Genomic DNA, 26,828 nt, shown 5'->3' on the forward strand with positions numbered 1-26,828 from the left:
TCCAAGCAGTTAGGCCGGAAACGAGGCAAATCCCGTTTCCATTAAGGCGGAGCTGTGATGGCGAGGGAAATATAGTACCGAAGTTCCTGATTCCACGCTGCCAAGAAAAGCCTCTAGTGAGATGTAAGGTGCCCGTACCGCAAACCGACACAGGTAGGCGAGGAGAGAATCCTAAGGTGTGCGAGAGAACTCTCGTTAAGGAACTCGGCAAAATGACCCCGTAACTTCGGGAGAAGGGGTGCTTTTTAGGGTGAATAGCCCAGAAAAGCCGCAGTGAATAGGCCCAGGCGACTGTTTAGCAAAAACACAGGTCTCTGCGAAGCCGCAAGGCGAAGTATAGGGGCTGACACCTGCCCGGTGCTGGAAGGTTAAGGGGAGAGGTTAGCGCAAGCGAAGCTTTGAACCGAAGCCCCAGTAAACGGCGGCCGTAACTATAACGGTCCTAAGGTAGCGAAATTCCTTGTCGGGTAAGTTCCGACCCGCACGAAAGGTGTAACGATCTGGGCACTGTCTCAACGAGAGACTCGGTGAAATTATAGTACCTGTGAAGATGCAGGTTACCCGCGACAGGACGGAAAGACCCCGTGGAGCTTTACTGCAGCCTGATATTGAATTTTGGTACAGCTTGTACAGGATAGGTAGGAGCCTGAGAAGCCGGAGCGCCAGCTTCGGTGGAGGCGTTGGTGGGATACTACCCTGGCTGTATTGAAATTCTAACCCGCGCCCCTTATCGGGGTGGGAGACAGTGTCAGGTGGGCAGTTTGACTGGGGCGGTCGCCTCCTAAAGAGTAACGGAGGCGCCCAAAGGTTCCCTCAGAATGGTTGGAAATCATTCGTAGAGTGTAAAGGCACAAGGGAGCTTGACTGCGAGACCTACAAGTCGAGCAGGGACGAAAGTCGGGCTTAGTGATCCGGTGGTTCCGCATGGAAGGGCCATCGCTCAACGGATAAAAGCTACCCCGGGGATAACAGGCTTATCTCCCCCAAGAGTCCACATCGACGGGGAGGTTTGGCACCTCGATGTCGGCTCATCGCATCCTGGGGCTGTAGTCGGTCCCAAGGGTTGGGCTGTTCGCCCATTAAAGCGGTACGCGAGCTGGGTTCAGAACGTCGTGAGACAGTTCGGTCCCTATCCGTCGCGGGCGCAGGAAATTTGAGAGGAGCTGTCCTTAGTACGAGAGGACCGGGATGGACGCACCGCTGGTGTACCAGTTGTCTTGCCAAAGGCATAGCTGGGTAGCTACGTGCGGACGGGATAAGTGCTGAAAGCATCTAAGCATGAAGCCCCCCTCAAGATGAGATTTCCCATGGCGCAAGCTAGTAAGATCCCTGAAAGATGATCAGGTTGATAGGTCAGAGGTGGAAGCATGGTGACATGTGGAGCTGACTGATACTAATAGATCGAGGACTTAACCAACGCTTTTTAAAAAATGAAATACCTTCTTATTATCTAGTTTTGAAGGAATGAAAATTCTTCAAAAATGAATATAGTCTGGCAATGATGGCGAAGAGGTCACACCCGTACCCATTCCGAACACGGAAGTTAAGTTCTTCAGCGCCGATGGTAGTTGGGGGTTTCCCCCTGTGAGAGTAGGATGTTGCCAGGCTGTTCATTTAAATCTTTAAATGGGTTTTAGGAAACATTATATTATTCCGCAGTAGCTCAGTGGTAGAGCATTCGGCTGTTAACCGAACGGTCGTAGGTTCGAGTCCTACCTGCGGAGCCATATGCTTCCATAGCTCAGTAGGTAGAGCACTTCCATGGTAAGGAAGAGGTCAGCGGTTCGAATCCGCTTGGGAGCTTCCCAATCTATCTATGAACACAAAACAGTTCGGCCCGTTGGTCAAGCGGTTAAGACACCGCCCTTTCACGGCGGTAACACGGGTTCGAATCCCGTACGGGTCACCATTTTAAATCATTAATCCGGAGGATTAGCTCAGCTGGGAGAGCATCTGCCTTACAAGCAGAGGGTCGGCGGTTCGATCCCGTCATCCTCCACCATTTTATTCTTTACTTGCCGGTGTAGCTCAACTGGTAGAGCAACTGACTTGTAATCAGTAGGTTGGGGGTTCAAGTCCTCTTGCCGGCACCATCTACAACCATATATTGCGGAGGGGTAGCGAAGTGGCTAAACGCGGCGGACTGTAAATCCGCTCCTTTGGGTTCGGCAGTTCGAATCTGCCCCCCTCCACCATTTTAATAAAATCCTGTGGATCAGTTATATATTCTCTTTATTGGGGAATTATATGATTACCACCTTTTTATTTTGTTGAATATTAATCATTGCATATCATATATTGGGCTATAGCCAAGCGGTAAGGCAACGGATTTTGATTCCGTCATGCGAAGGTTCGATCCCTTCTAGCCCAGCCATTTGCGGAAGTAGTTCAGTGGTAGAATACAACCTTGCCAAGGTTGGGGTCGCGGGTTCGAATCCCGTCTTCCGCTTAATATATTTCATCATATCCCTTAGGGGCCTTAGCTCAGCTGGGAGAGCGCCTGCCTTGCACGCAGGAGGTCAGCGGTTCGATCCCGCTAGGCTCCACCATCAACTACATACACCAAAACTTACGTCTTAAGCCAAAAATGGTTTAAGACTTTTTTTTGTTTAAGGCATAGTTGGGTATACTATTCGCAAGAAAGATCTTTTTTCACCAAAAACATATGTGATAGGAAAACGTGCATCTTTATACATGGAAATGTCGAGTTGAACCAATCGGCATATACGATATAAAATGGTGGAAAGGGGGAATTGTATGTCTATTCAGAAAATTTCCGTCATCGGGTTGCCTATGGACCTTGGTCAAGCAAGGCGGGGGGTTGATATGGGACCTAGTGCCATTCGCTGCGCAGAGATTGTCGAGCGGCTTGAAAGGTTGAAAATAGAAGTAGAGGATTTAGGGGATATAATTGTGGGGCGTCCTGAAAATGCAGATGAGCCTGGGACAAATCTAAAAAACTTACAGCTTGTAGCAAAGGGTAACACCCTGCTTGCCACAAAGGTTGATGAAATAATAGAAGGAGGCTCCTTTCCACTTATATTGGGAGGAGACCATTCGATAGCCATAGGTACATTGGCAGGAGTCGCAAAGCACTATGAAAAATTAGGTGTGATTTGGTACGACGCACACGGGGATTTAAATACGGAAGATACTTCACCATCCGGGAATATACACGGTATGCCCCTGGCTGTCAGTATCGGGCTTGGACATCCGGACCTAATCAATATCCATGGTTTTGCTCCAAAAGTGAAACCGGAAAACATCGTAATAATTGGGGCAAGGTCATTGGATGAAGGGGAAAAAGAACTTATTCGTGAGAAAGGGATTAAGGTATTCACGATGCATGAGATTGACCGTTTGGGAATGACACGGGTCATGGAAGAATGCATTGATTACCTAAGGGAAAGAACGGATGGCGTCCACCTTTCATTGGATTTGGATGGAGTTGACCCAGCAGATGCACCCGGAGTGGGGACACCGGTGATTGGTGGTATAAGCTATCGGGAAAGTCATTTGGCCATGGAAATGCTTGCGGAATCCAACTTGATTACATCAGCTGAATTCGTAGAGGTGAATCCCATTTTAGATGAGCGAAATAAGACGGCGATCGTTGCCGTGGCCCTAATGGGTTCGCTATTTGGAGAAAAATTATTATAACTGGAAAAATAAAAGAAACAGTAACCGGCTTGTAATGGGTTACTGTTTTTTATATGCTAGAAGACGTAGGTTTATTTTCCAGGGTGTATGTAACAGGAACAGAGTTATAGATAGATGGTTGCAATCGTATATCCGTATTCACTTGAGAGCACGTCTGTCTGTGAGATCTCCATTTTTAGTTAAATGGATGTATTGGATGATTAAAGAATCCAGTTTGCTGCTAACTTCAACAACCTCATTATCCACCATCGAAGAATGGGAAGCCAAAAACATCATCTTCTGTCTGTATTGTTCAATATGGTCTAAAATTTGTTCAGCAGTCATATAGAGAATCACTCCCTTGGATTTTACAATTTCTTACTATATAGCCCTGTTTTTTTTTTCTTAAACATAAAATGTAAAACTTTGTTAAAATTAATGTATTAAATTTTTGAAACCTTTTAGCTTACGATTCGTAGTAATCGTATAGCCGCATGAGCGGGGGTAATACCGGAAAATGGATGCACTCATTAAAGAGAGAATTAATCAAGTATTAAAGGGAGACCATAATGCATTTGGGGAAATTGTCGAAATTTACAAGGACAAAGTTTTCCAAATATGTTTCAGGATGCTCGGAAACAGGCAAGAAGCAGAAGATTTGGCACAAGAGGCCTTTGTAAGGGCCTACGTGAATATTCGGAGTTTCAATATAACTATGAAATTTTCTACATGGTTATATCGGATTGCGACCAATCTTTGTATTGACCGGCTTCGCAAGAAAAAACCGGACTACTATCTGGATGCAGAGGTGGCAGGAACAGAGGGATTGAATATGTATTCCCAAATTGCATCGGATATGGCGAAACCCGAGGAAGAAGTGGAATCTTTAGAACTGCAGGAAACGATTCAAGTGGAAATAATGAAATTGCCCGAGAAATACCGATCGGTAATCGTATTGAAGTATATTGAAGAGTTATCATTAAAGGAAATCAGTGAAATACTCGATTTGCCGGTCGGTACGGTTAAGACGAGGATACATCGCGGTCGGGAAGCCTTGCGTAAACAACTGCGCCATTTATAAAAAGAAGGTGAGAAAAATGAACTGCCATGAGGAAATCATTGAATATATGCATGATTATTTAGATGAGGACATCAAACCGGAGCATAAAGAAGTTTTACGGGAGCACTTGCATGACTGTGCTGAATGCCGGGATTACTTTCATGAAATGAAAAAGGCGGTCGCTCTTGTACAAAGCACTTCCCATATAAAGGCCCCGGATGACTTTACAGCAAAGGTTATGGCTCAATTGCCAAAGGAAACGAAAACAACAGGTGCCAAACGTTGGTTCAAAAGCCATCCTTTCATGACAGCGGCAGCGATGTTCATCATATTGATGACAGGATCTGTTTTTTCCACTTATAATCAGGACGAACATTTTTCAGTATCAAAGCAGCCTAACTTAGTGGTCGATGGTGAAACGGTGATTGTGCCTGAGGGTGAGACAATCAAGGGAAATGTGGTAGTTCAAAATGGTAACATTCAAATAGATGGTGAAGTAGAGGGAGATGTAACAGTCATAAATGGGCATAAATATATGTCTAAAGCAGGGAATGTGACTGGGAGCATCCATGTTATTGACCAAGCTTTTGAGTGGATGTGGTATAAAGTAAAGGACACTGCAACCTCGTTGGTTCCTGCTAAAGAGGAGAAAAAGGAATAAGGAATAGAAGCTGGGAGGGGGCACCGTTTTTCATTTACGGTGACTTCGCTCAGCTTTATTTTTTAAAGAAAAGGGGAACCATTTTTCATGATTCGTTTTTCCTATGTAAATTTCTCACACTAGTTTTTAGATGTATCATTTAAAAGATGGTATACTATTAAGGTTATTGTATAAAGATTGTAATTGGTATTTGGAGTAATACTGACTGGAGGAAACAACATGTCTTTAACCAATTTGACTGTTTGGGACTATGTAGTAAATTTCATTGATATTCTCCTTGTATGGTTTGTGATATATAAATTGTTAACTATTATTCGAGGCACGAAGGCTATTCAGCTGCTAAAAGGAATTTTTGTAATTGTCATTGTAAAAAGCTTAAGCAACCTGTTTGGTTTCAATACACTCGGATGGTTAATGGCACAAGTCATGAATTGGGGAGTATTGGCGATTCTCGTCATTTTTCAACCTGAACTGAGAAGGGCACTTGAACAATTAGGACGCGGGAAGCTCTTTGCAAGGGGCACCGTTCCAGAAGAGAATCAGCAAGAGCGTTTAGTTGAAGAAATCCTAAAGGCGTCCACCTATATGGCAAAAAGGCGTATTGGAGCCTTGATTACGATAGAAAAAGGTACGGAGCTTGGGGATTATGTTGAAACGGGGATACCCCTAAAATCATATATTTCTTCAGAATTGCTCATTAATATCTTCATCCCTAATACGCCGCTCCATGATGGCGCAGTTATTTTACAAAATAACCAGGTGGCGGCTGCAGCATGCTATTTGCCATTATCAGAGAGTCCATTTATTTCAAAGGAGCTTGGCACACGGCATAGGGCAGCCATAGGCATGAGTGAAGTTACGGATAGTCTTACGATTGTCGTTTCAGAAGAAACGGGAGGGATATCCGTCACTAAAAACGGGGAACTTTACCGGGATTTGAATCAAGAATCATTTAAGGCCATGCTTACAAGTGAACTGGTAGTGGAAAACATCAAATCAACTTCCTCAAGCATCTTTAACTGGAGGGGGAAAAAGAATGGATAAATTCACCAATAGCGCTTGGTTTATGAGAATCGTAGCTTTTGCATTGGCAGCACTTTTGTTCATTTCCATTAACTTTGAGATGGAGTCGGATAAAAAATCGCTTGGTTTATCGACAGCGCCTGAAATCAGTACGGAGACCATCGAAAATGTACCGGTTGAAGTTTACTATGACCGTGAAAATCTAGTGGTGAGCGGAGTGCCTGAGACGGTTGATGTTACGCTTAAGGGAGCAAAAAGCCTCTTGATAAATGCGAAAAACCAAAGGGACTTTAAAGTGTATGTAGACCTTTCTGATCCTGCAATCTCAATGGGGGACAGAACTGTCACATTTAAAATAAGTGAGTTGAATGAAAAGTTAGTGGCGACGATCGATCCGGAATATGCCGAAGTCAACGTTCAGGAACGGGTGACGAAGGAATTCTCCGTTGAAGCCGAGTATAATAGCTCATTACTTGAAGAGGGATATACTGCTGGTCAGCCAACAGTCAGCCCGAAAACTGTCAAAATAACGGGTGCTAAAGGTGCGATTGAACAAATTTCGTATGTAAAGGCAAACCTTGAAATAAGTAAGGGACTTAGCGAAACGGTGAACGCCAAGGCAACCGTTAAAGCCCTGGACAGGGACTTGAATAAGCTGGATGTCACGATCGAGCCATCTTCAGTTGCCGTTTCTTTAAAAGTGAGCATTCCTTCCAAGACGGTTTCGATAGAACCGAAGCAAACTGGCAAGGCAAAGGATGGCATCAGGATCACAAGTATGAGTGTCGACCCAGAAGAGGTCACCTTATTCGGTTCGGAATCGGACCTGGAGAAAATAGACGAAATAAATCTTCCTGTAAATATCTCGAAAATCGATGGTGATACAGAACTGGAACTCGATCTTAATAAACCGGAAAGTGTACAAAAAATGTCCTTGGGTAAGGCAAAGGTCAAGATTCGCACCGAGAAAGTTGATGTGGATGAAGAGAGTGCAGAGCCAGTCGTAGAAGAGGAAGAACCTGATACTGAACAAAAACAAGAAGAGCAAGTAGTCGAAGAAGAAGCAGAAAAAGAAAAAGATGAAACGGCTGCCATTGAGTCTAAAACTTTCAACAATATACAAATTGTGCCTGTGGGCATACAGGATGACCAAGATGCCGAATTGGAATCCGATGTAACTAGCATCACTTTGCTTGGTGAGGCGGATGATTTGAAGAAAATAACTAAAGACGACATTAATCTTACAGTAGATGTGAGTAATTTAGATGAAGGTACGCATGATGTGGATTTGGCGGTATCAGTGCCTAAGGGAATGGAATGGGAACTGGATTCTGAAACGATTTCGGTCACCATCACACAAAAAGACGAAGAGACATGACCTTGCTTTAACATCATCATTTAATTCAGTAACGATTTGAAGAAGGAGCGATAAAGATGGGTAAATATTTTGGAACAGACGGAGTAAGGGGTATAGCGAATAGCGAATTAACACCGGAGTTGGCATTTAAACTAGGCCGTTTTGGTGGTTATGTCCTTACTAGAAATACAGAAAAACCCAAAGTGCTGATAGGGCGCGATACTCGTATTTCAGGTGAAATGCTGGAAGGTGCGCTTGTTGCCGGTCTTTTATCCATTGGGGCTGAAGTGATGCGCCTTGGGGTCATTTCGACACCGGGAGTTGCCTATTTAACAAAGGCCTTAAGTGCTGAAGCAGGTGTCATGATTTCCGCTTCGCATAATCCGGTAGCGGATAATGGCATTAAATTCTTTGGACCGGATGGGTTTAAGTTATCCGATGATCAAGAAGCGGAAATTGAAGCACTATTAGATATGGAAAAGGATGAACTTCCACGCCCGGTTGGCGGAGATTTAGGCCATTTGAACGATTATTTCGAAGGAGGGCAAAAGTATCTCCAGTACTTGAAACAATCAGTGGATGAAGACTTTACAGGCATTCATGTTGCTCTTGATTGTGCACATGGGGCGACATCTGCCTTGGCCATGCATCTGTTTGCAGATCTTGATGCAGACATCTCTACAATGGGGGCATCACCCAATGGCTTGAACATTAATGATAAGGTAGGTTCCACCCACCCTGAAGCACTTGCTGAATTCTTAAAAGAAAAAGGTGCGGATGTTGGACTTGCTTTCGATGGTGACGGCGACCGTGTCATTGCCATAGATGAAAAAGGAAATATAGTGGACGGCGACCAAATCATGTATATCTGTGCGAAATACTTGAAGGAAAATAACCGTCTGAAACAGGGAACAGTGGTTTCTACGATCATGAGCAACCTTGGTTTTTATAAAGGTCTTGAAGAGCATGGCATACAAAGCGCCCAGACGGCAGTGGGGGACCGCTATGTGGTCGAGGAGATGCGAAAAGGCGGCTATAACCTTGGCGGTGAACAATCCGGACATATCATCTTCCTGGACTATAACACGACAGGTGATGGCTTATTGACGGGCTTACAGCTTGTGAACATCATGAGCGAAACCCAAAAAACCTTATCGGAGCTTGCTGGCGAGATGAAGAAATATCCACAAACGCTGATCAATGTCAGAGTTACCGATAAACACGCTGTAACCGATAATGAAAAGGTACAGGAAGTCATCAAGGCTGTTGAAGGGGAAATGAACGGAAATGGCCGTATTTTGGTGAGACCATCCGGTACTGAACCGCTAGTCCGTGTTATGGCTGAAGCACCGACAGTTGAGGAATGCACTAATTATGTGGATCGGATCGTCGCAGTTGTAAGAGCGGAAATGGGAATAAACGAATAACCAATCCTATGCATAAAAGGAACGAAATTTCCTTTTATGCATATTTTTATAAAGAAGTTCTTTTTCGCAGGTCTTGGTAATAAAGAATTGACCTATGTCCCTTGTTTAAGGTATGATTATCCTGATTTACAACTCATTTTCTAGAAAATGGTTGTTTTAAAAAGGAGGGTAGGCAAGGAGAAACAGATTCACAAAAGCGCCTGAACTAAGTCTGGACGAGAAATGGCTTAGTTGACGAGGAGGAGGTTTATCGAATGATCGGCGGATACCTCCCGGCTGAAGTGCACAGCCGCAATAATTCCAATCTTAAAACAGTAGGGCAACTTACTGCACAAAGGGTTGGAAATGCACAATGGGAAAAAGTGCTTTAGGGCATTTCCTTTATAAAAATATATATCAGAGATGAGGGGGCAGGGATGCCCCCGTGCATTCCTGTTCCCTCGAATCGGTTGGAGGAACAGAAATTATGTGTGGAATTGTTGGATATATTGGACTTAACGATGCAAAGGAAATTTTATTAAAAGGTCTTGAAAAACTTGAATATCGCGGTTATGACTCTTCAGGGATTGCTGTGAGAAATGAAGCAGGCGTGACAATCTTTAAGGAAAAGGGAAGGATCGCGGACTTACGAGCAGCCGTGGATGAAAATACTCTGGCACATACCGGAATTGGACATACGCGCTGGGCCACCCATGGTGTGCCAAGCCGTGAAAATGCCCATCCTCACCAAAGTAATTCAGGTCGATTGACTTTAGTTCATAATGGGGTCATTGAAAACTATGCGATTCTAAAACGTGAATATTTGAAGGATGTTGCCTTTAAAAGTGAAACGGATACGGAAGTCATCGTTCAACTGATAGAAAAGTTCGTGAACGAGGGCACGGAAGTGGAAGAGGCGTTCCGTCAAACACTCACACTATTAGAGGGTTCATATGCAATTGCCCTATTGGATGCTGAAAATGATGAAACCATCTTAGTCGCAAAAAATAAAAGCCCGCTGCTGATCGGCGTCGGAAAAGACTTTAACGTTGTCGCTTCGGATGCAATGGCTATGCTGCAAGTCACAGATCAATTCCTTGAACTGATGGATAAGGAAATGGTTATCGTGACAAATGAAAAGGTAACGATCAAGAACCTTTCCAACGAAGAAGTCATGCGTGCTCCATACACTGCTGAACTGGATGCAAGTGATATTGAAAAAGGTACGTATCCTCACTATATGCTCAAGGAAGTCGACGAGCAGCCAGCTGTCATACGTAAAATCATTCAAGCTTACCAAAATGAAGAAGGTAAACTTGCAATCGATTATAACATTACTGAAGCCGTAAGTGAGGCTGACCGTATTTATATCATTGCTTGCGGAACCAGCTATCATGCAGGGTTGATTGGTAAGCAATTCATCGAAAAAATGACTGAAATTCCGGTTGAGGTACATGTGGCATCGGAATTCACTTACAATATGCCGTTATTATCGAAAAAACCGTTATTCATCTTCATTTCACAAAGTGGTGAAACTGCAGATAGCCGTGCCGTATTAGTGTCCATCAAAGCGCTTGGTCATAAAGCCCTGACCATCACGAACGTACCTGGCTCTACATTGTCACGTGAAGCGGATTATACGCTCTTGCTGCATGCTGGCCCTGAAATTGCCGTTGCCTCTACAAAGGCCTACACAGCTCAAGTGGCAGTCTTATCAATCTTGGCAAATGTAACTGGCCAATTCCGTAACATGGAGTATGGTTTCGACCTTGTAAAAGAGCTTGGAATCGTAGCGACGGCAATGGAAGCCCTATGTGATTCGAAAGAAGAGATGGAAGAAATCGCCCGTGAATATTTGTCCGTTACGAGAAACTGTTTCTTCATCGGCCGTTCCCTTGACTACTATGTAGTGCTTGAAGGGGCCCTTAAGCTGAAGGAAATTTCATACATCCAGGCTGAAGGCTTTGCTGGCGGAGAGCTTAAACATGGAACGATCGCCTTGATTGAAGAAGGTACTCCTGTCATAGCTCTTGCTACGCAAGCAGGCGTCAACCTAAGCATCCGTGGTAATGTGAAGGAAGTGGTTGCCCGAGGCGCCAACCCTTGCATCATTTCCATGAAGGGGCTTGAAGAAGAGGATGACCGTTTCGTCATCCCGGAAGTGAATGAACTATTAACACCCCTTATCTCTGTTATCCCGCTGCAGCTCATTGCTTACTACGCAGCCTTGCATCGCGAATGTGACGTGGATAAACCGCGTAATCTTGCGAAAAGTGTAACGGTTGAGTAAGTTGGAATGAATGCAATGTATGTTTGTTAAAAGACAACAAAGTCGGGTACTGAACAACAAAGTTGGGTACCCGATATAAAGATTAAGCACTAGAAGCATAGGGTTATATCCTATGCTTCTTTTTTTATATATAATACTTTTTTATTTTAGCGGATAAATAACTAACTCAGCCCGAGGACTCCAACAAATATTGATGTTGTGGATTACCTTACAGAGGATGTTGAAGGTGCAAAAGAGTTACAGTTGGATCTCCCTGAAACAGGAGTGTGCAGTATGAATCTAGCTTCTGGTAGCTGCTATTCTGTTACTTCAGCAACTGTTCTTCCTGTGGTAGTCCTGTTTTAACAAGATTGGTAATTAAAAAAATTCATGTTACGAATAAACCAAAAGACCAGCCTGGATATCAGGCTGGTCTTTTTAAATATATCCTTTTTATTTCGAGATACAGTATTAATTTACTTTTGGATAGGATTGTTAATCTTATTGTTGTTTAAAACAAATAGAAGAGACCACCTATTTGAAGTGAACCCAAATAGTTAGAAGTAAGCATGTAACTTTTATACATAGTTAACGTCTAACAAAAAAAGGTGGGATTAATGTGAAAGTTAAGAAATTATTCGCTATATTGATGCTGCTCTTACTTATAGTAGGAGGTTGTTCAAATGAAACCAAAGAAGAACCACCAGAAGCGAAAGTGAAAATAAACGATGTAAATATCGAAACAGCTAGAGGTACTTATCAGTGGGAAAAAAAGAGTTTCCTCTCCAATAAGACGGTTATCGCCGATGCTGCTGCACCCTTTCAAATTGCTGAAGATATGAAAGCGGAAATAGTTGAACAGAGTTCAGTTGCAAATGTAGAGTTTAATGATGGCTCCCAACCACAATTACAGGCTTATTTATGGGAAGAAGAAAAACGTGGCGAAGAATTACCTTTGAATCAACACAACATAACCTTACCGTCGGAAAAAGGAAAGTATGTAATTGAAATGAACGCTAAATGGTCAAATGGAGACTCCTCTTATACTTTTGTCGTAGAGGTACGATAATACAGGATTTTTTCCTCAACGAACGGATGCCAAATATCCAATCAGTACCCGACTTGTTAAGTAGATCTAAATAAAGATTAACTGTTTATAAAAAGTTGCGAAGCTTTACCCCTTTGGCTATGATTAGCCAAAGGGGTATTTTTATGTCTAAAATAACGAGAACCTCTCAAGTTGATAAGTGGATTAAAGCAGGCTAAGGAATAGGAAACGATGTGCAGTGACAATAAAGTTGTTTAATGCAATCTATTACATCCATCGGTAGGGAATCACGGCATTCATTAGAGCAAAGTTAAAGATCTTCCTATGGTGCATTGTTGAAAATGAAGACTTCATAAAATTTTTTTAATTTAGGAGAGAATGACATGGAAGTTTTTGCAGAATTTTTAGCGAATATTGATAACCTGCAACATAGGCAACGAACGGAAGAAGTCTTGGCTTGGGTAACTAAGAAATTTCCAAATCTAATGCCGAAAATTGCGTGGAACCAGCCTATGTTTACCGATCATGACTCATATATCATTGGCTTTAGCGTAGCCAAACATCATTTGGCTGTTGCCCCTGAAAAGGCAGGGATCGATCATTTCTCTGATGAAATCGTGCAGGCTGGCTATGATCACACCAAGCAGTTGGTACGTATCAAGTGGGATAATCCGGTTGATTACTCATTACTTGAAAAAATGATCGAGTTTAATATTTTTGATAAGGCAGACTGTTCAACTTTTTGGCGGAAATAAAAAAAACTGATTATTAAGGGTGAGTTGACCCTCTATTAAAGTGTCCATTATTCGGGGTTTTTAAATTCAAAAAAAGCACAAGGAGTTCCAAATTTGGAACTCCTTGTGCTTTTTGTTTTTGATAAAATCGAGATATACAAATATCACATCCAAACTACTTTAAGATATTTATTAAAGGGGGATAAAATAAGTTGAAAAAAGTGCAAATACAAACCTTTATTCTAAAAAAGGGCTTCTTTGAAATTATCGTATAACAAAGGGGTAAGAATGGATACTGATATTAAGCAAGCACATCGCTTAATATTATATATAACAATACTAATTATGATTATTTTTCCTTTTGCACAACTTATATTACAAGAACTTTTTTTGCAAATAAACAAACAATTATTTTTCTTTATAAGTAAACTGGTTATTATCTATGTTCTTTTTCTTTTCTTAAAAAAGAAAAAAATAACCTTATCTAGCATTCAGCTTAAAAAGGTACATGTAAAATATATTCTTCTTGGTATTTTAATGGGTAGTATAACTCACATGCTAACTGTGTTTTTTGGTAGGACCCAATATTATCTACTAACGGGCGAATGGCTTACTGCTGATAAAATTGTTGGTACACTTATGGAGAGTAGTAAAAACATAAGTTTTTGCAGCATTATCATGATTGGCTTTTCAGTGGCGATTAGTGAAGAAATTCTTTTTAGGGGTATATTATTAAAACAATATCAGAGAATGAACATAAAATCGGCCATAATTTTAAGTGCTCTTATTTTTAGCATTTATCATATGACGGTGGGAAATTTGGTTTTTGCATTTGTAATGGGTATTTCTCTTGCACTATTAACCATCTATACTGGAAGTATCGTTCCGGCTATCTTTTTTCACTTTTTAGTGAATGAAATAATGAGGATCATCATGCATTTCCCGGAAAAGGTTACTGTAACTTATTTTAAGGTAATGGTGTCTCCAATTACCACCATAACTGGTTTAATACTTTTTCTATCTATATTAACTTTCTTATTTATAAAAGTAAGAAAAAATAATCAATTTCAAAGTGAAAAAGTTAAATTCTTTGATAGATATATTATTTTGTTGTTTTTGATGTATGTTCTTTTCCTGACAATATATATTATAAAGGTTAAATATGCCGCCAATCCCTGAGGACTACTTTCATAAATAAATCTCTTTTATAGCTCAAAAGTAGCACAAGGAGTTCCAAAATTGCTATTGATTTTTGATAAAGTGAAGATATAAAAAATATTGCAACCAAACTACTTTAAGATATTTATTAAAGGGCTTTATTTGTGAACCTTTATACAAAAACATCAAACTCTCCTATCATGCCTGTAAAAACTGCCACCGTCTCAGGAAGTAATTCTAATACGGAGCCTTCATTGGTGATGATCGGTTTTGGCGGACTTTCAGAAGAAGAGATAGAAAAAGGAATTGCCGTACTTCGAAATGCTTGGTTTTCTGAAATGTAAATTAATGGAAGGTTGGCCTCGAACTCATCTTAAAACAAAGTGGAAAGTAACGTTCAAATTTTAATTCCTCAAAAAGCTATCCAGGATAGGTGATTTTATTTAGCTTTCATTTTAATTCTACGGAAGGCCAAAAATGTGGTCGGATATTAATCTGAAGCAACAATAACTACAAACAGATTTAAACCAGCTGACAAGTCAGCTGGTTTTTATGAAATAGGAAGCAGAATCGTAAAAGTAGTTCCCTTTTCAGGTTCGCTTTTCAAGGATATGGTCCCTTCATGCATCTCTATAATCTTTTTAACGATCGATAGACCTAAACCGCTGCCGCTTTTTGAGCGTTCCCTTGCCAGGTCAGCTTTATAGAATCGCTCGAATATATGGAACTGGTCGGTTTCGGAAATGCCAATTCCATTGTCGGATATCGTTATGGATGCCATGCTATCAATCTGTTGTAATCGAATCGTGATCTTTCCGCGATGGCGGGTGAACTTGATACTATTGTGTATTAAATTTGTCCATACTTGGCTCATTAAATCCTGGTCTGCAACTATTGGAACCTTTTCTAACAATATATCCAATTCGAGTTCTTTTTCCAACCAAGCGGGTTCACAAGCCAAAATAATGGTTCGTATTTGCTGATCGAGCCGGAAATCGGTCCTTTCAAAAGGATGATGGTCGGATTCAAGGGATGTAAGCTTTAGAAGGTTATCACTTAATTTAGATAATCTCCGGCTTTCTGTCTCAATTATATTAAGATAATGATTTCGTTCTTCGGTTGTCAGCTTATTAAATTGAAGAGCCTGGGCAAATCCTACAATGGAGGTAAGGGGCGACTGTATTTCGTGTGAGACGTTAGAGATGAATTCTTGCCGCATTTCTTCCATTTGCTTCAATTGCTTGGCCATGTGATTGAAGTGGTTAATGATATCCGTCATTTCGTTTTTCTTGCCCGTTTTAAAATCCAATTGTACATTATAATCGCCATTTGCTATTTTCCTTAAGGCATCTATGATCTCGAGGTAAATATTTACCCGTTTATTGTGATGGATAGCGCGGATAAGATAACCGATGGATATCATGATTGCGATGCTTGTCATGATAGTGGCCAGAAACCGAACATAATCGGTTAATCTTAAGGGCAATAGTTCAATGATATAATAACCGGCGGAAAAACATATGGAAATATATGCAATAAAAAACAGTGTGCCAAGCATTTGTTTGAAAAATCGATTGCTTCTCATCTCGTTATCTCCAAACGGTAGCCCAATCCCCAGATCGTTTTAATCCGGAAAGGGAAATCCGATTCAGGAAACCGTTCCCTCACTCTTTTAATATGAACATCGACAGTTCGTTCATCACCTTCATAATCATAGCCCCAAATGTCTTCGATAAGATTTTCCCTGGAAAAAGTTTTTCCAGGATAGCTTGCTAATTTAAACAACAATTCGAATTCTTTTAAGGGAATCGTATATTCCTGTTCTTTGAATGAAATTTCATGTGTGTTGCGATTCATCTTTAATTCGCCGATATTTAATGTTTGTGAAATAGTAATTTTATAGCGTTTTAGTAATGCCTTTATTCTCAGAACCAATTCGATCGGTTCAAATGGCTTTACAAGATAATCATCTGCCCCAAGCCCGAAACCTTTTACTTTCTGTGTTGTTTCCCCTTTTGCAGTCAGCATTAAAATGGGGATATCACTAAATTCCCGTAACTCCTTGCATAATTGCCATCCATCCATGTTGGGCATCATAATGTCGATGACTGCCAAATCGATTTTCACTTTCTCCATTACTTTCAATGCTTGCAGTCCATCTGAGGCTTCATATAAATCGAATCCTTCTTTTCTTAACAACAGGTTTATAAGTTCGCGAATATGAGCATCATCATCGACTATCAATATTTTTGTCATCCTTCTTCTTTCCTTTCGGTGAATTAGGCCAGTTCAAGTTTGTGCAACTGCTGTTGGGCAAATTCGCGATATAGTGAGTGCGTATTATACAGCTCTTTATGTGTTCCGCTGCCTGTTATTTTCCCTTTTTCAAGGAAGATGATTTGATCTGAACCGATAACGGTCGATAGGCGGTGGGCGATGACTATTGTTGTTCGGCCTTTCATTAAATCATTCAATGCCTGTTGAACCACTTTTTCTGATTTGCTGTCTAGGCTGGAGGTAGCTTCATCAAGCATTAATATTTTGGGGTTTCTTAAAAATGCACGAGCGATCGCGATTCTTTGTCTTTGACCGCCTGATAATTTCATGCCCCTTTCACCAACCTCTGTATCATATCCGTTCGGCAGATCAGAAATGAACTGATCTGCATACGCCATTTTAGCCACTTGATTTAATTCCTCATCCGTTATATCCCGTTCGATGCCATAACAAATATTATCTCGAATTGTACCTGATACAATCGGGCTTTCTTGTGAAACATATCCAATCTGGCTTCTCCATGAAAGCAGTGTGAAATCATTGATGGATTTCCCGCCTATGGATATTGACCCTTGCTGTGGTTTGTAGAAACGCTCGAATAATGAAAAAAGGGTCGTTTTTCCGCTGCCGCTTGGGCCGACAATTGCAGTGACCTTTCCGGCTTCAACGTTAAAGCTTATATCTTTAAGTACCTGTTTTCCATTATTATAAATATAGTTCAGGTTCTCCACGCTGATAGATTGACTCATATTTTGAATGGGCTGCTTCGCATCTTCTTCCTCCACTGAATCCAGAATGGAAATGATGCGCTCTGTTGCACCCGTTGCTTTTTGGAATTGTGTAAAGAAACTGGCTAATTGAGCCATTGGCATGATTATTTGGAAAAGATACATGATGAATGCAACTAGAGCTCCAGCTGTCAGGGCTCCTGAAGAAACGCGCATTCCACCATAACCTAAAATCAGCACGAGTAATGCCATCATCACAAAACTCATTAGCGGCGCAATCAACGCTTGGATTTTAGCCTCTTTTAATCCGAATTGAAATAATTTATGGATGCCTTTTTTTCCATTTTGATATTCCAAAGCTTCTGCATTCGAAGCTTTAACAAGGCGTATTTCCGTTAGCACCTGCTGAAGGACTGCGGTGAAGCTTGCTGTTTCGTCCTGCATCCCTTTTGAAATTTTATGCATTTTTTTCCCTAATGGCATTAATATCAAAACAGAGAGTGGAATTGCAGTGAACATCAATAATGTCATTTTCCAATCCAGTACGAATAACACGATCATGGAGCCTACGATGGAAATGATTCCAGTAACGAAATTTGAGAGGTGTTCAGAGATTAATCCCTTCACTACAGTCGTATCATTTGTCATTCGGCTGACTGTTTCTCCCGATGGATGTTCATCAAAATAACTCACGGGTAATACGAGTAATTTTTTCCATAGTTGATCGCGGATACCCGCCACTACAGATTGACCGATCCGATTTAATAAATAGATGGAAAATCCACTGGCCAACGCTTGAACAATGATGGCAAGAACGAGAAGTGTGATCCGTTCAGTGCTTAGTGAACTGATTGAAAAATCATTAATTAGATTTTTTGTGAATAAAGGGACCAATAAACCTACACCTGTTGTACCTAGGCTTAATGCTAATGCAATCCCTATCATTAGTTTAGAAGGCTTCGTCTGTTGAACCAACCGAATGAACTGGCGCCATCCTTTTTGATTTTTTGCTTCTGACATATGTAAATACATCCTTTCTTGGTTTTCATTACAGAGAAGTATATAAAGAAGTTATGAATTGAATATGAACTAGTCTTAGTTATTCCACGAAAATTCTGGTGAACCTTTTCTGAATGGTAAAGTTGAAAAAATATGGCGGACACTTAAAATAGTGTCGGCTTTTTTTAATGAAAAGAAAAGAAAATTAAATATTCGATGGTTAACGGTAAGGGAGATGTATAAGGATCTCAAGACTAGGTTGGGTAGGTAAAAAGATATAGTGATATTTTGATTTTTAATTCATTTTTAATAATAAATACCTATATAAGCTAAAAACTTACCTGTTTTAACCGATTAAATATGGAGATACAAAAAACAGTATAAGTTAGGTGGAAAAAATGATTATTTTGAATGAGTCCATTGTGTCGCCAATTCTTCTAAAGGTGTTAGAGGAAAAGCAAATTCCAGTGCTGGAACAAGGGCAATGGGGAGACAGATTAACATCAGAAAAGCTAAACATTCAAAAGGATACAGAATTTTTCAAGTCCATGGAAATGGACAAAAGGATTCTTACAAACTCTGAAAATGGCATAACATTATTAGGTCATTTTCAACCGAATAGTAATGAATACATTTGGTCAAAGTTATTGAAGGATAAGAGTCAGGTACGAAATTTGACGAAATCTTTATATCCTGATTTCTATTTCCAAGATATTGATTTATCCATTATAAGTGACTTGGATAAAAATCAAATACCGTTTCCGGTAGTTATCAAACCCAATATTGGCTATTCAAGTGTAGGGGTGCACAAAGTCAAGAATGAGCAGGATTGGGATATTGCCGTGAACCAGCTTAAAGCGGATTTACTTCATTCTGATGGATTATATGATTCAGAGGTGATCGGTTCCCAGACCGTTTTAATAGAAGAGTGGATTCAGGGTGAAGAGTATGCCATTGATGGTTATTACAATCAAGATGGTGAACCGGTCATTTTGAATGTCTTTAAACGACTATTCAAGGATGATTACGATACTTCCGATCGAATTTATTATACTTCGAAGTTGGCCATTAATGAAATCTATCATGATGCACTAAAGTTCATGAGGAATATTCAAACGGTCCTTCCCCTTAGGAATTACCCGGTACACTTTGAAATTCGCAAAAAAGGAAACCGGGTGATACCCATCGAAATCAATCCCTTGCGTTTTGCCGGGGCGGGTACAACGGATCTAGGTTACCATGCCTATGGAATGAATATGTATGAACACTATTTTTCAGGAACGAAACCGGATTGGAATCGGATATTGGAAGAGATGGACGATCATATATATAGTTTTTTCTTTGCAGAGGTTCCACTGGAAATAAATCTGGAAGATGTTGCACGTATTGATCATGAAGGACTTCGTCATGAATTCGAACATGTTTTGGAATATAGGCAGCTTCCTTTCCAAAATGACCGGAGCATGGCCATCATCTTTTATAGAAGTGAGGATTTGAATAAAAATCTCCAATTGCTTCATTTGGATTTAATACCATATTTGACTATAAAACACCTGGTTTTCAACTAAGGGGGGCATGGAAATGAGATTTTCAAAGCTGAATCCTAAAAAATCTCTATTGGCAAAACTATTCTTGTTTTATATTATTCCTTTCGTACTTTTCGCAGGGGCCATGGGCCTTTGCTTTTCCTATATTACTAATAAAATGATCAATGAGAATGTCCTTCCGCAATTCGATGATCGTCTTTCTGAAAATGCTCACAGTTTGGCAGCAAGCCTCAATCCCACTTTGATAAACAAGGCTTCGGATCGGGGAGAAGAGATTAAGCGGGAGTTGGATGCTTTTGTTAAAGATAAAAAGGGAATCGAATATGTTTATGTTTTGAAGCGGGAGAACGATGCCGACATGATTGTAGCCTTGAACGGAAGCGAGGACTACATGGTGGAATCCCCCTTCACGCCGGAACAGGCAAAATCGATAAATGGAAAAGAAGATGTATTAAGTGAAATATATAAAGATAAGTGGGGTACACACAAGTCATACTTTACGCCAATCGATGGAACGGATGCGATTGTCGGAATCGATATGGATGCAAAATTCATTGATGAATTGAAAAGCACAATGATATTCTATAATATCTTATTTCTGGCAAGTGCCATTATATTGGGTGTGTTATGCGCCGTTGTCATCGGGAAAAAGATTTCGGGACCCGTCAATGAACTTGTTGGTTACACGAATGAAATGGCAAAAGGGGACTTAAGTAAATCGATTCCAGTTGGTAGACAGGATGAGATTGGCGATCTGTCAAATGGATTTGAAGATATGAGATTAAGTTTGGCGCATATTATCCAGAATGTCCGTGAACATGCTCAAACGATGAATCAAACGACAGTGTCCATTCAGCAATCTTTTGAAGAGATGGTGGAATCCTATGGCCAGATAGTGACGGGGACAACGGAAGAAGCAAAAGCTTCGGAAGAACGTGCACATCATATTGACCGAATTTCCAATATGATCAGTGACTTATCTGATACAATCCGTTTGATGAACGAGCAAACGAATGAAATGAATGAATTTACGATGCATACGAATACACTTGCTGAACAAGGAAGTAAGCAAGTGCAAGATGTAACGAGCCAGATGGATAAAATCATGGAAAATGGCCAAGCGAACAAAGCCAATTTGGTGAGCCTGGAAGAGGATGTAGTGAAGATAAATGAAGTGATTGGTCTAATTAGAGTGATTGCTTCTCAAACGAACCTGCTATCCCTGAATGCTTCCATTGAAGCGGCACGGGCGGGAGATGCGGGCAGAGGTTTTGCCGTAGTCGCTCAAGAGGTGCAAAAATTGGCTGTGCAAACAGATGAATCCATCGATATCATTTCAGAATCGATTATGCGGATTAATGAACAAACAGCCAAAGTCATCCAAAATAATGATGAGAGTTTTCAGGATATATTAAATGGTGTTTCCTTAGTGGAAAACAATGGCGAGATTTTCAATAAGATATTTGAATCCGTAGAGAAATTGCTGAAAGGAACAGAACAATTAGCCGCCCATTCGAAAAAAATCAATGAGTCTTCGGATGAAAGCCTGGCATCCATTCAGGAAATTGCGGCGATTTCAGAAGAAGGGGTCGCAACGACGGAGCAAATCTCGGCCGCTGCCATTCAACAAAGTACCATAATGACTGGATTGAAGGAACAAAATCAAGATTTAGCAAATGAATCGGCAATTTTAGAAGAAATGGTCGAAAAGTTCATTACCGAAAAATAAATATTTGATGTAAACATCTACAAAAACCTTTCGTTATAACGAGAGGTTTTTGTTTGGAGTAATGCATGTAAGAGTTCATGTGTAATAGATAGAGTCACTTTCATTACAGCTTATTTTTTCATCGAATTGAGAGAGTATTAAAAATTGCTGGAAAAAAGTTTATCCAAACCATTTGCAATCGCTACCATTTAATGTTATGCTTAGTCTTAATTATTTTTGTTCGGTACTAAGGATACTAAAAGTACTACTTTTCGTTTTCGATGATGACTTAGAGCAAGGATAGTAATACATTGTGCTTAGATGCACTAGGAGGCAACAACAATGGAACAAGGTAAAGTAAAATGGTTTAACGCAGAAAAAGGTTTTGGATTCATCGAACGCGAAAACGGAGACGACGTATTCGTACATTTCTCAGCTATCCAAAGCGAAGGTTTCAAATCTTTAGACGAAGGCCAAGAAGTTACTTTTGAAGTAGAACAAGGTCAACGCGGACCTCAAGCTTCTAACGTTCAAAAAGCATAATTTCAATAACAAAAAAAGACGGATCCTTGTTATAGGGTCTGTCTTTTTTTTGCTTTGTGAAAATACATAACAAAAAACCCTGCTAAACGATAAGCAGGGTAAATGGTACAAGTAAAGTAAAACGCTTAAAAAGGTTTGACTAAGTATATCATAGTTTTTCTAAAAAATACTAAATTAAATATATTATACTTTTCATGGTATCGATAGGTAATTACTGAAATCATTGAATTGAAGGGACATGAAGGAATTCATGTCCCTTCTTTTTTTCGCCTGAAGATAGGCAAGAGGACATCTTAGCAAAATTCCAGGGGAGCAACTCCGAAGTGAAACAAAAAAACGATGGCCCACATATAAAGACATATAGGGCACTTTCACTAACTTGGTGGAAGGAGGAAAGATTCCAATACATTCAAATATAGATTTGAATATTCAGGGAATTGTGTTATATTATAATCAAACGAAGATTTGAATGAGAGGTGTGAGAAGATGACGGAACTAAAAGATATATGTGATGTTCATCTGCATGATGAAGTGAAGGTTAATCGCATTCAAGTAGAAATGGGCCAGGTGGATATATCCAGCATGTCGAAGCTGTTTAAAGTTATAGGCGATGAAAATAGGGCGAAGATAGCTTATGCGCTCTGTACGGACGAGGAATTGTGTGTGTGCGATCTGGCCAATATCATTGGTGCTTCGATGGCAACAACGTCACATCATCTTCGGACCCTTTATAAACACGCAATCGTAAAATACCGAAAAGAAGGAAAGTTGGCTTTTTATTCTTTGGATGATCACCATATAAAGCAATTGATTCTCATTGCGTTAGAACATCAGCAGGAGGTAAGGGTCGATGGCTGAGTCCCCGATGAAAACATATCGTATCCAGGGTCTATCCTGCACGAATTGTGCGGCTAAATTTGAGAACAATGTCCGTGAACTAGAGGGTGTGAATGATGCCAAAATCAACTTTGGTGCGTCGAAGATTGCGGTACAGGGCAGCGCGACCATTGAAGAGATTGAAAAGGCGGGAGCCTTTGATAATCTGAAGATCCGCGGTGAACAGGAACAGGTAACGCAAAAGGAACCATTTTGGAAGCAAAAAGAAAATATTAAAGTGGTGTCTTCGGTTATCCTATTGCTGGTCAGCTGGATATTGGATAATCGATATGCTGATGGAAGCATCATGCCGGTAATCGGTTATGCGGCTGCAATTATAGTTGGAGGATATTCATTATTTATCAATGGTTTGAAAAACCTTGTAAGGCTCCGCTTTGATATGCACACCCTTATGACGGTTGCCATCATCGGGGCGGCAGTGCTTGGTGAATGGGGCGAGGGCGCTACCGTCGTCATTCTATTTGCGATAAGTGAAGCATTGGAAAAATATTCGATGGATAAAGCCCGTAATTCCATCGAATCATTAATGAACATCGCACCTAAAGAAGCCTTGATCCTGAGAGGGCATCACGAAATGATGGTTGCTGTTGATGAGATTGAAGTGGGCGACATCATGATCGTTAAACCGGGTCAAAAGCTTGCAATGGATGGCCGGATCATGAAAGGGGCCTCGACACTTAATCAAGCAGCCATTACTGGGGAATCCGAGCCGGTTTTTAAAACGGTTGAGGGTGAAGTGTTTGCCGGAACCTTAAATGGTGAAGGGCTGCTCGAAGTGGAGGTCACGAAGCGGGTCGAGGATACGACGATTGCAAAAATCATCCACCTTGTTGAAGAAGCACAGGCCGAAAAGGCCCCTTCCCAAGCCTTCGTGGATAAATTCGCAAAATTCTATACGCCGGCCATCATGCTCATTGCCTTGGCCATTGCCGTATTACCCCCGATTGTGATGAACGGGGATTGGAGTGATTGGATTTACCGGGGATTGGCTGTACTGGTTGTCGGCTGTCCTTGTGCTTTGGTCATTTCTACGCCCATCGCCATCGTGACAGCTATCGGAAATGCTGCGAAACATGGTGTGCTGATTAAAGGCGGGGTCCATTTGGAGGAAGCGGGAGCCTTAAAGGCGATCGCGTTTGACAAAACGGGTACTTTAACAAAGGGCGTACCTGAAGTGACTGATTTCAAGGTGTTATCTGATGTGTTGAATGAACAGGACGTGCTGGCTATCGCTGCTGCTTTAGAAAGCAGATCACAGCACCCCCTTGCGACGGCCATTCTTCAAAAGGCGGAAAACCACGATGTGGACTATCATTCTTTATTGGTAGAGGATTTTACTGCGATCACCGGTAAAGGCATAAAAGGGAAAATCAATCAAGAAATCTATTACATTGGTAAACCCCATCTTTTTGTAGAAGAGCCAGGTATAGTTTTCTCTGATGATGTGCTTAAATTAATCAGCGGCTTTCAAAATACAGGGAAAACGGTGATGGTGCTTGGTGATCAAGTGAAGCTCCTGGCACTGATCGCAGTGTCAGATGAAATAAGGGAAAGCAGTAAGGAAGCGATTCGGAAACTGCATGAATTGGGCATTGAAAAAACGATCATGCTGACTGGCGATAATATTGGAACGGCAAAAGCAATTGGAGCGGCAGCTGGCGTTCATGAGATTGAGGCGGAGCTATTGCCGCAGGATAAATTGACCATGATCAAACGATGGAAACAAAAATATGATCGAGTGGCCATGGTAGGCGATGGTGTCAATGATGCTCCGGCCTTGGCAGCTTCCACGGTAGGAATCGCAATGGGCGGGGCGGGCACGGATACGGCCCTTGAAACTGCCGATATCGCCTTAATGGGTGATGACTTATCGAAGCTTCCTTATACAATCCGCTTAAGCCGCAAAACATTAAAAATCATAAAGCAGAACATCACGTTTTCATTGGTGATTAAAATCCTGGCCTTATTATTGATAGCCCCGGGGTGGTTAACACTTTGGATGGCGATTTTTGCCGACATGGGTGCGACGTTATTAGTTACATTGAACAGCCTTAGGTTGTTGAGAATGAAAGAATAGAATAATATGGGCTCCCTGGCGCATCTTAAGGTGCACCAGGGAGCTTTTATTTATGAACTTTCCAATTGTTTCATGTGAAACTTTGAAAAAAAGTAGTCGGTCCTCTTATTTTTTTGTTGAAAGTAAAAGGAGGTCCAATGAAAACACTTTGCTAAGGGCAGCAATCGTTATGCAAGCGATGTCGGGTATGCTACAATGTGGCTGGCTTTTAGGCAGCATGAAAGGTTTGTTTAAGTATAATATAGGGAGTAAGGTAAGTACGGAAGGGATTTGAAATGATGGAATTACAGCAAAGGGCAATCTTGGTTGGAGTTAATCTCAACGGTTCAAAGGATTTTGAGTATTCGATGGAGGAATTGGCCAATTTAACGGAAGCATGTGAGGTAGAAGTTGCCGGGACCATCACACAAAATTTGCATCGGGTGAACTCATCACATTTTATCGGTACCGGGAAGATCGAGGAAGTAAAAAATCTCGTTGAGTATAAAGAAGCTAATGTCGTCATTTTTAATGATCAGCTCTCCCCTTCGCAACTTCGTAATCTGGAGAGGGACATGGATTGCAAGGTGATTGACCGGACAATCTTGATTCTGGACATCTTCGCGCATCGGGCGAAAACGAAGGAAGCACAGCTTCAGGTGGAAGTGGCGAAGCTGCAGTATATGCTCCCGCGTCTTGTAGGTTTGAGGGAGTCATTAGGGCGTCAGAGTGGCGGGGTCGGTACAAACAAAGGTGCAGGTGAAAAGCAGTTAGAGCTTGACCGCAGGAGAATCGAGGAAAATATAAGTGTTTTGAATAAGGAACTGGAAGACCTTGTTGCACACCGGCAAACGCAGAGGAAACAGCGGAAAAAGAATGCCATCCCTGTCGTATCCTTAGTCGGTTATACAAATGCAGGTAAATCTTCGATCATGAATGCTTTGATCGAGATGTTCCATCCAACAGCAGAGAAGCAGGTGTTTGAGAGGGATATGCTGTTCGCTACGCTTGAAACATCCGTCCGAAACATTCCGCTGCCGGATAATAAGGAATTTTTATTGACTGATACGGTGGGATTTGTGTCTAAATTGCCCCATCATCTCGTGAAAGCATTCCGATCAACATTAGAAGAAGTGGTAGAAGCGGATCTGTTGATCCATGTTGTCGATTTTTCCAATCCAAATCATGAGCAGCAAATGGAGATAACGGATAAGACTTTAAATGAGATAGGCATTAAAGGGATTCCGACGATTTTTGCCTATAATAAAGCGGACCTTACCGATTTGGAAATCCCTAAGGTGAATCGTGACTCTGTATATATGTCAGCAAAAAACAAAGTCGGCATCGAGGAATTGATCGATCAAATTCGCCAGCATATTTTTGTCGACTATACTCACTGTGAAATGCTGATTCCATATGATCAAGGGCAGCTTGTTTCCTATTTCAATGAAAGTGGTCACATAACGGAAACTGAATATGAGGCAAATGGATATCGAATAAAGCTTGAGTGCAAGAAAACGGATTATGAGAAATATAAACGATACGTTATTCATCCGGAATGAGCCTGCCTGTTGATAAATTGTTAACGGTTTGTTGATAAGTGGAAAAGTTGATTTCTTAATGTGGATAACTTTTGTTAAAATGCTTCTGTTCCGCAAAAACAAAGAGAATATTGCCATATAATATGTGAATAAGTTGTGGATAAAAGTGAAAAGACC

The 26,828-nt window shown here is 41.1% G+C and carries 21 protein-coding genes, 9 tRNA genes and 2 rRNA genes (1 of these 32 only partly in view); 28 read left to right on the forward strand and 4 right to left on the reverse strand.

Annotated features, from left to right (window positions below; all coding sequences use genetic code 11):
* The 12 genes from OSJ91_RS00935 to rocF form a co-directional block, all read left to right on the forward strand.
* Positions 1-1,417: ribosomal RNA gene (locus OSJ91_RS00935) — 23S ribosomal RNA — on the forward strand; it begins 1,516 nt to the left of the window's first position.
* A 74-nt stretch (positions 1,418-1,491) separates the two neighbouring features.
* A 5S ribosomal RNA gene (gene rrf, locus OSJ91_RS00940) occupies positions 1,492-1,607 on the forward strand.
* 45 nt (positions 1,608-1,652) lie between these two features.
* Positions 1,653-1,727, forward strand: a tRNA-Asn gene (locus OSJ91_RS00945).
* Positions 1,728-1,730: 3 nt separating this feature from the next.
* Positions 1,731-1,803 (forward strand) — tRNA-Thr (locus tag OSJ91_RS00950).
* A 31-nt stretch (positions 1,804-1,834) separates the two neighbouring features.
* Positions 1,835-1,909: transfer RNA gene (locus OSJ91_RS00955), tRNA-Glu, on the forward strand.
* Positions 1,910-1,926: 17 nt separating this feature from the next.
* Positions 1,927-2,002, forward strand: a tRNA-Val gene (locus OSJ91_RS00960).
* Positions 2,003-2,017: 15 nt separating this feature from the next.
* A tRNA-Thr gene (locus OSJ91_RS00965) sits at positions 2,018-2,093 on the forward strand.
* 18 nt (positions 2,094-2,111) lie between these two features.
* Positions 2,112-2,195, forward strand: a tRNA-Tyr gene (locus tag OSJ91_RS00970).
* A gap of 104 nt (positions 2,196-2,299) precedes the next feature.
* Positions 2,300-2,374, forward strand: a tRNA-Gln gene (locus OSJ91_RS00975).
* Positions 2,375-2,377: 3 nt separating this feature from the next.
* Positions 2,378-2,449 (forward strand) — tRNA-Gly (locus tag OSJ91_RS00980).
* 24 nt (positions 2,450-2,473) lie between these two features.
* A tRNA-Ala gene (locus OSJ91_RS00985) sits at positions 2,474-2,549 on the forward strand.
* Positions 2,550-2,757: 208 nt separating this feature from the next.
* Entirely contained in the window at positions 2,758-3,660 is a 903-nt protein-coding gene (gene rocF / locus OSJ91_RS00990; protein ID WP_485890828.1) for an arginase, read from the forward strand.
* 138 nt (positions 3,661-3,798) lie between these two features.
* Here rocF and OSJ91_RS00995 read toward each other — a convergent pair whose 3' ends face one another.
* A complete protein-coding gene (locus OSJ91_RS00995) occupies positions 3,799-3,984 on the reverse strand; it encodes a Spo0E family sporulation regulatory protein-aspartic acid phosphatase (RefSeq protein ID WP_350300884.1) in 186 nt (61 codons plus the stop codon).
* A gap of 172 nt (positions 3,985-4,156) precedes the next feature.
* On the opposite strand from OSJ91_RS00995, the gene sigW reads away from it, so the two are divergent.
* From sigW to OSJ91_RS01045, 10 genes are all read left to right on the forward strand, one after another.
* A complete protein-coding gene (gene sigW, locus OSJ91_RS01000) occupies positions 4,157-4,720 on the forward strand; it encodes an RNA polymerase sigma factor SigW (RefSeq protein WP_048685727.1) in 564 nt (187 codons plus the stop codon).
* Between the two features lie 16 nt (positions 4,721-4,736).
* Positions 4,737-5,360, forward strand: a complete 624-nt coding sequence (locus OSJ91_RS01005; protein WP_350300885.1) for an anti-sigma factor family protein — start codon at positions 4,737-4,739, stop codon at positions 5,358-5,360.
* A 219-nt stretch (positions 5,361-5,579) separates the two neighbouring features.
* Complete coding sequence (gene cdaA, locus OSJ91_RS01010) at positions 5,580-6,404, forward strand: diadenylate cyclase CdaA (protein WP_137020543.1); 825 nt, start codon at positions 5,580-5,582, stop codon at positions 6,402-6,404.
* On the forward strand, positions 6,397-7,761 hold the full coding sequence (locus tag OSJ91_RS01015; RefSeq protein ID WP_350300886.1) for a CdaR family protein: 1,365 nt from the start codon (positions 6,397-6,399) through the stop codon (positions 7,759-7,761). Before cdaA ends, OSJ91_RS01015 begins: the two co-directional genes overlap by 8 nt.
* A gap of 56 nt (positions 7,762-7,817) precedes the next feature.
* Positions 7,818-9,167, forward strand: a complete 1,350-nt coding sequence (gene glmM / locus OSJ91_RS01020) for a phosphoglucosamine mutase (RefSeq protein ID WP_413243076.1) — start codon at positions 7,818-7,820, stop codon at positions 9,165-9,167.
* A gap of 466 nt (positions 9,168-9,633) precedes the next feature.
* Positions 9,634-11,436 (forward strand): glutamine--fructose-6-phosphate transaminase (isomerizing), encoded by a 1,803-nt coding sequence (gene glmS / locus OSJ91_RS01025; RefSeq protein WP_350300888.1) that lies wholly within the window; start codon positions 9,634-9,636, stop codon positions 11,434-11,436.
* Between the two features lie 598 nt (positions 11,437-12,034).
* The gene (locus OSJ91_RS01030; protein WP_485890829.1) at positions 12,035-12,484 is read left to right on the forward strand and encodes a hypothetical protein; all 450 of its coding nucleotides are present in this window, start codon (positions 12,035-12,037) and stop codon (positions 12,482-12,484) included.
* 362 nt (positions 12,485-12,846) lie between these two features.
* A complete protein-coding gene (locus OSJ91_RS01035; protein WP_485890830.1) occupies positions 12,847-13,218 on the forward strand; it encodes an iron chaperone in 372 nt (123 codons plus the stop codon).
* Between the two features lie 267 nt (positions 13,219-13,485).
* Positions 13,486-14,376 carry a CPBP family intramembrane glutamic endopeptidase gene (locus tag OSJ91_RS01040; protein ID WP_485890831.1) on the forward strand — a complete coding sequence of 297 codons (891 nt, stop codon included), beginning with the start codon at positions 13,486-13,488 and terminating at the stop codon, positions 14,374-14,376.
* A gap of 143 nt (positions 14,377-14,519) precedes the next feature.
* On the forward strand, positions 14,520-14,699 hold the full coding sequence (locus tag OSJ91_RS01045; protein WP_485890832.1) for a hypothetical protein: 180 nt from the start codon (positions 14,520-14,522) through the stop codon (positions 14,697-14,699).
* Positions 14,700-14,905: 206 nt separating this feature from the next.
* On the opposite strand, the gene OSJ91_RS01050 is transcribed toward OSJ91_RS01045, so the two are convergent.
* Genes OSJ91_RS01050 through OSJ91_RS01060 form a run of 3 tightly spaced genes read right to left on the reverse strand, consistent with a single transcriptional unit; the run spans position 14,906 to position 18,392 of the window.
* The gene (locus tag OSJ91_RS01050) at positions 14,906-15,940 is read right to left on the reverse strand and encodes a sensor histidine kinase (protein ID WP_485890833.1); all 1,035 of its coding nucleotides are present in this window, start codon (positions 15,938-15,940) and stop codon (positions 14,906-14,908) included.
* Positions 15,937-16,611 carry a response regulator gene (locus tag OSJ91_RS01055; RefSeq protein WP_485890834.1) on the reverse strand — a complete coding sequence of 225 codons (675 nt, stop codon included), beginning with the start codon at positions 16,609-16,611 and terminating at the stop codon, positions 15,937-15,939. The genes OSJ91_RS01050 and OSJ91_RS01055 overlap by 4 nt, the downstream gene beginning before the upstream one ends.
* A 23-nt stretch (positions 16,612-16,634) precedes the next feature.
* Positions 16,635-18,392, reverse strand: coding sequence for an ABC transporter ATP-binding protein (locus tag OSJ91_RS01060; RefSeq protein ID WP_485890835.1), 1,758 nt, complete (start codon positions 18,390-18,392; stop codon positions 16,635-16,637).
* Between the two features lie 365 nt (positions 18,393-18,757).
* On the opposite strand from OSJ91_RS01060, the gene OSJ91_RS01065 reads away from it, so the two are divergent.
* From OSJ91_RS01065 to hflX, 6 genes are all read left to right on the forward strand, one after another.
* A complete protein-coding gene (locus tag OSJ91_RS01065; protein WP_485890836.1) occupies positions 18,758-19,927 on the forward strand; it encodes an ATP-grasp domain-containing protein in 1,170 nt (389 codons plus the stop codon).
* A 13-nt stretch (positions 19,928-19,940) separates the two neighbouring features.
* The gene (locus OSJ91_RS01070; protein ID WP_485890837.1) at positions 19,941-21,635 is read left to right on the forward strand and encodes a methyl-accepting chemotaxis protein; all 1,695 of its coding nucleotides are present in this window, start codon (positions 19,941-19,943) and stop codon (positions 21,633-21,635) included.
* A gap of 321 nt (positions 21,636-21,956) precedes the next feature.
* Complete coding sequence (locus OSJ91_RS01075; RefSeq protein ID WP_034304915.1) at positions 21,957-22,157, forward strand: cold-shock protein; 201 nt, start codon at positions 21,957-21,959, stop codon at positions 22,155-22,157.
* A gap of 486 nt (positions 22,158-22,643) precedes the next feature.
* Entirely contained in the window at positions 22,644-23,015 is a 372-nt protein-coding gene (locus OSJ91_RS01080) for an ArsR/SmtB family transcription factor (protein ID WP_101225672.1), read from the forward strand.
* The gene (locus OSJ91_RS01085; RefSeq protein WP_485890838.1) at positions 23,008-25,131 is read left to right on the forward strand and encodes a heavy metal translocating P-type ATPase; all 2,124 of its coding nucleotides are present in this window, start codon (positions 23,008-23,010) and stop codon (positions 25,129-25,131) included. Before OSJ91_RS01080 ends, OSJ91_RS01085 begins: the two co-directional genes overlap by 8 nt.
* Before the next feature lie 275 nt (positions 25,132-25,406).
* Positions 25,407-26,672, forward strand: a complete 1,266-nt coding sequence (gene hflX, locus OSJ91_RS01090; protein WP_350300899.1) for a GTPase HflX — start codon at positions 25,407-25,409, stop codon at positions 26,670-26,672.
* Positions 26,673-26,828 lie beyond the last annotated feature (156 nt).

The organism is Bacillus sp. T-10(2022) (genome assembly GCF_056502895.1).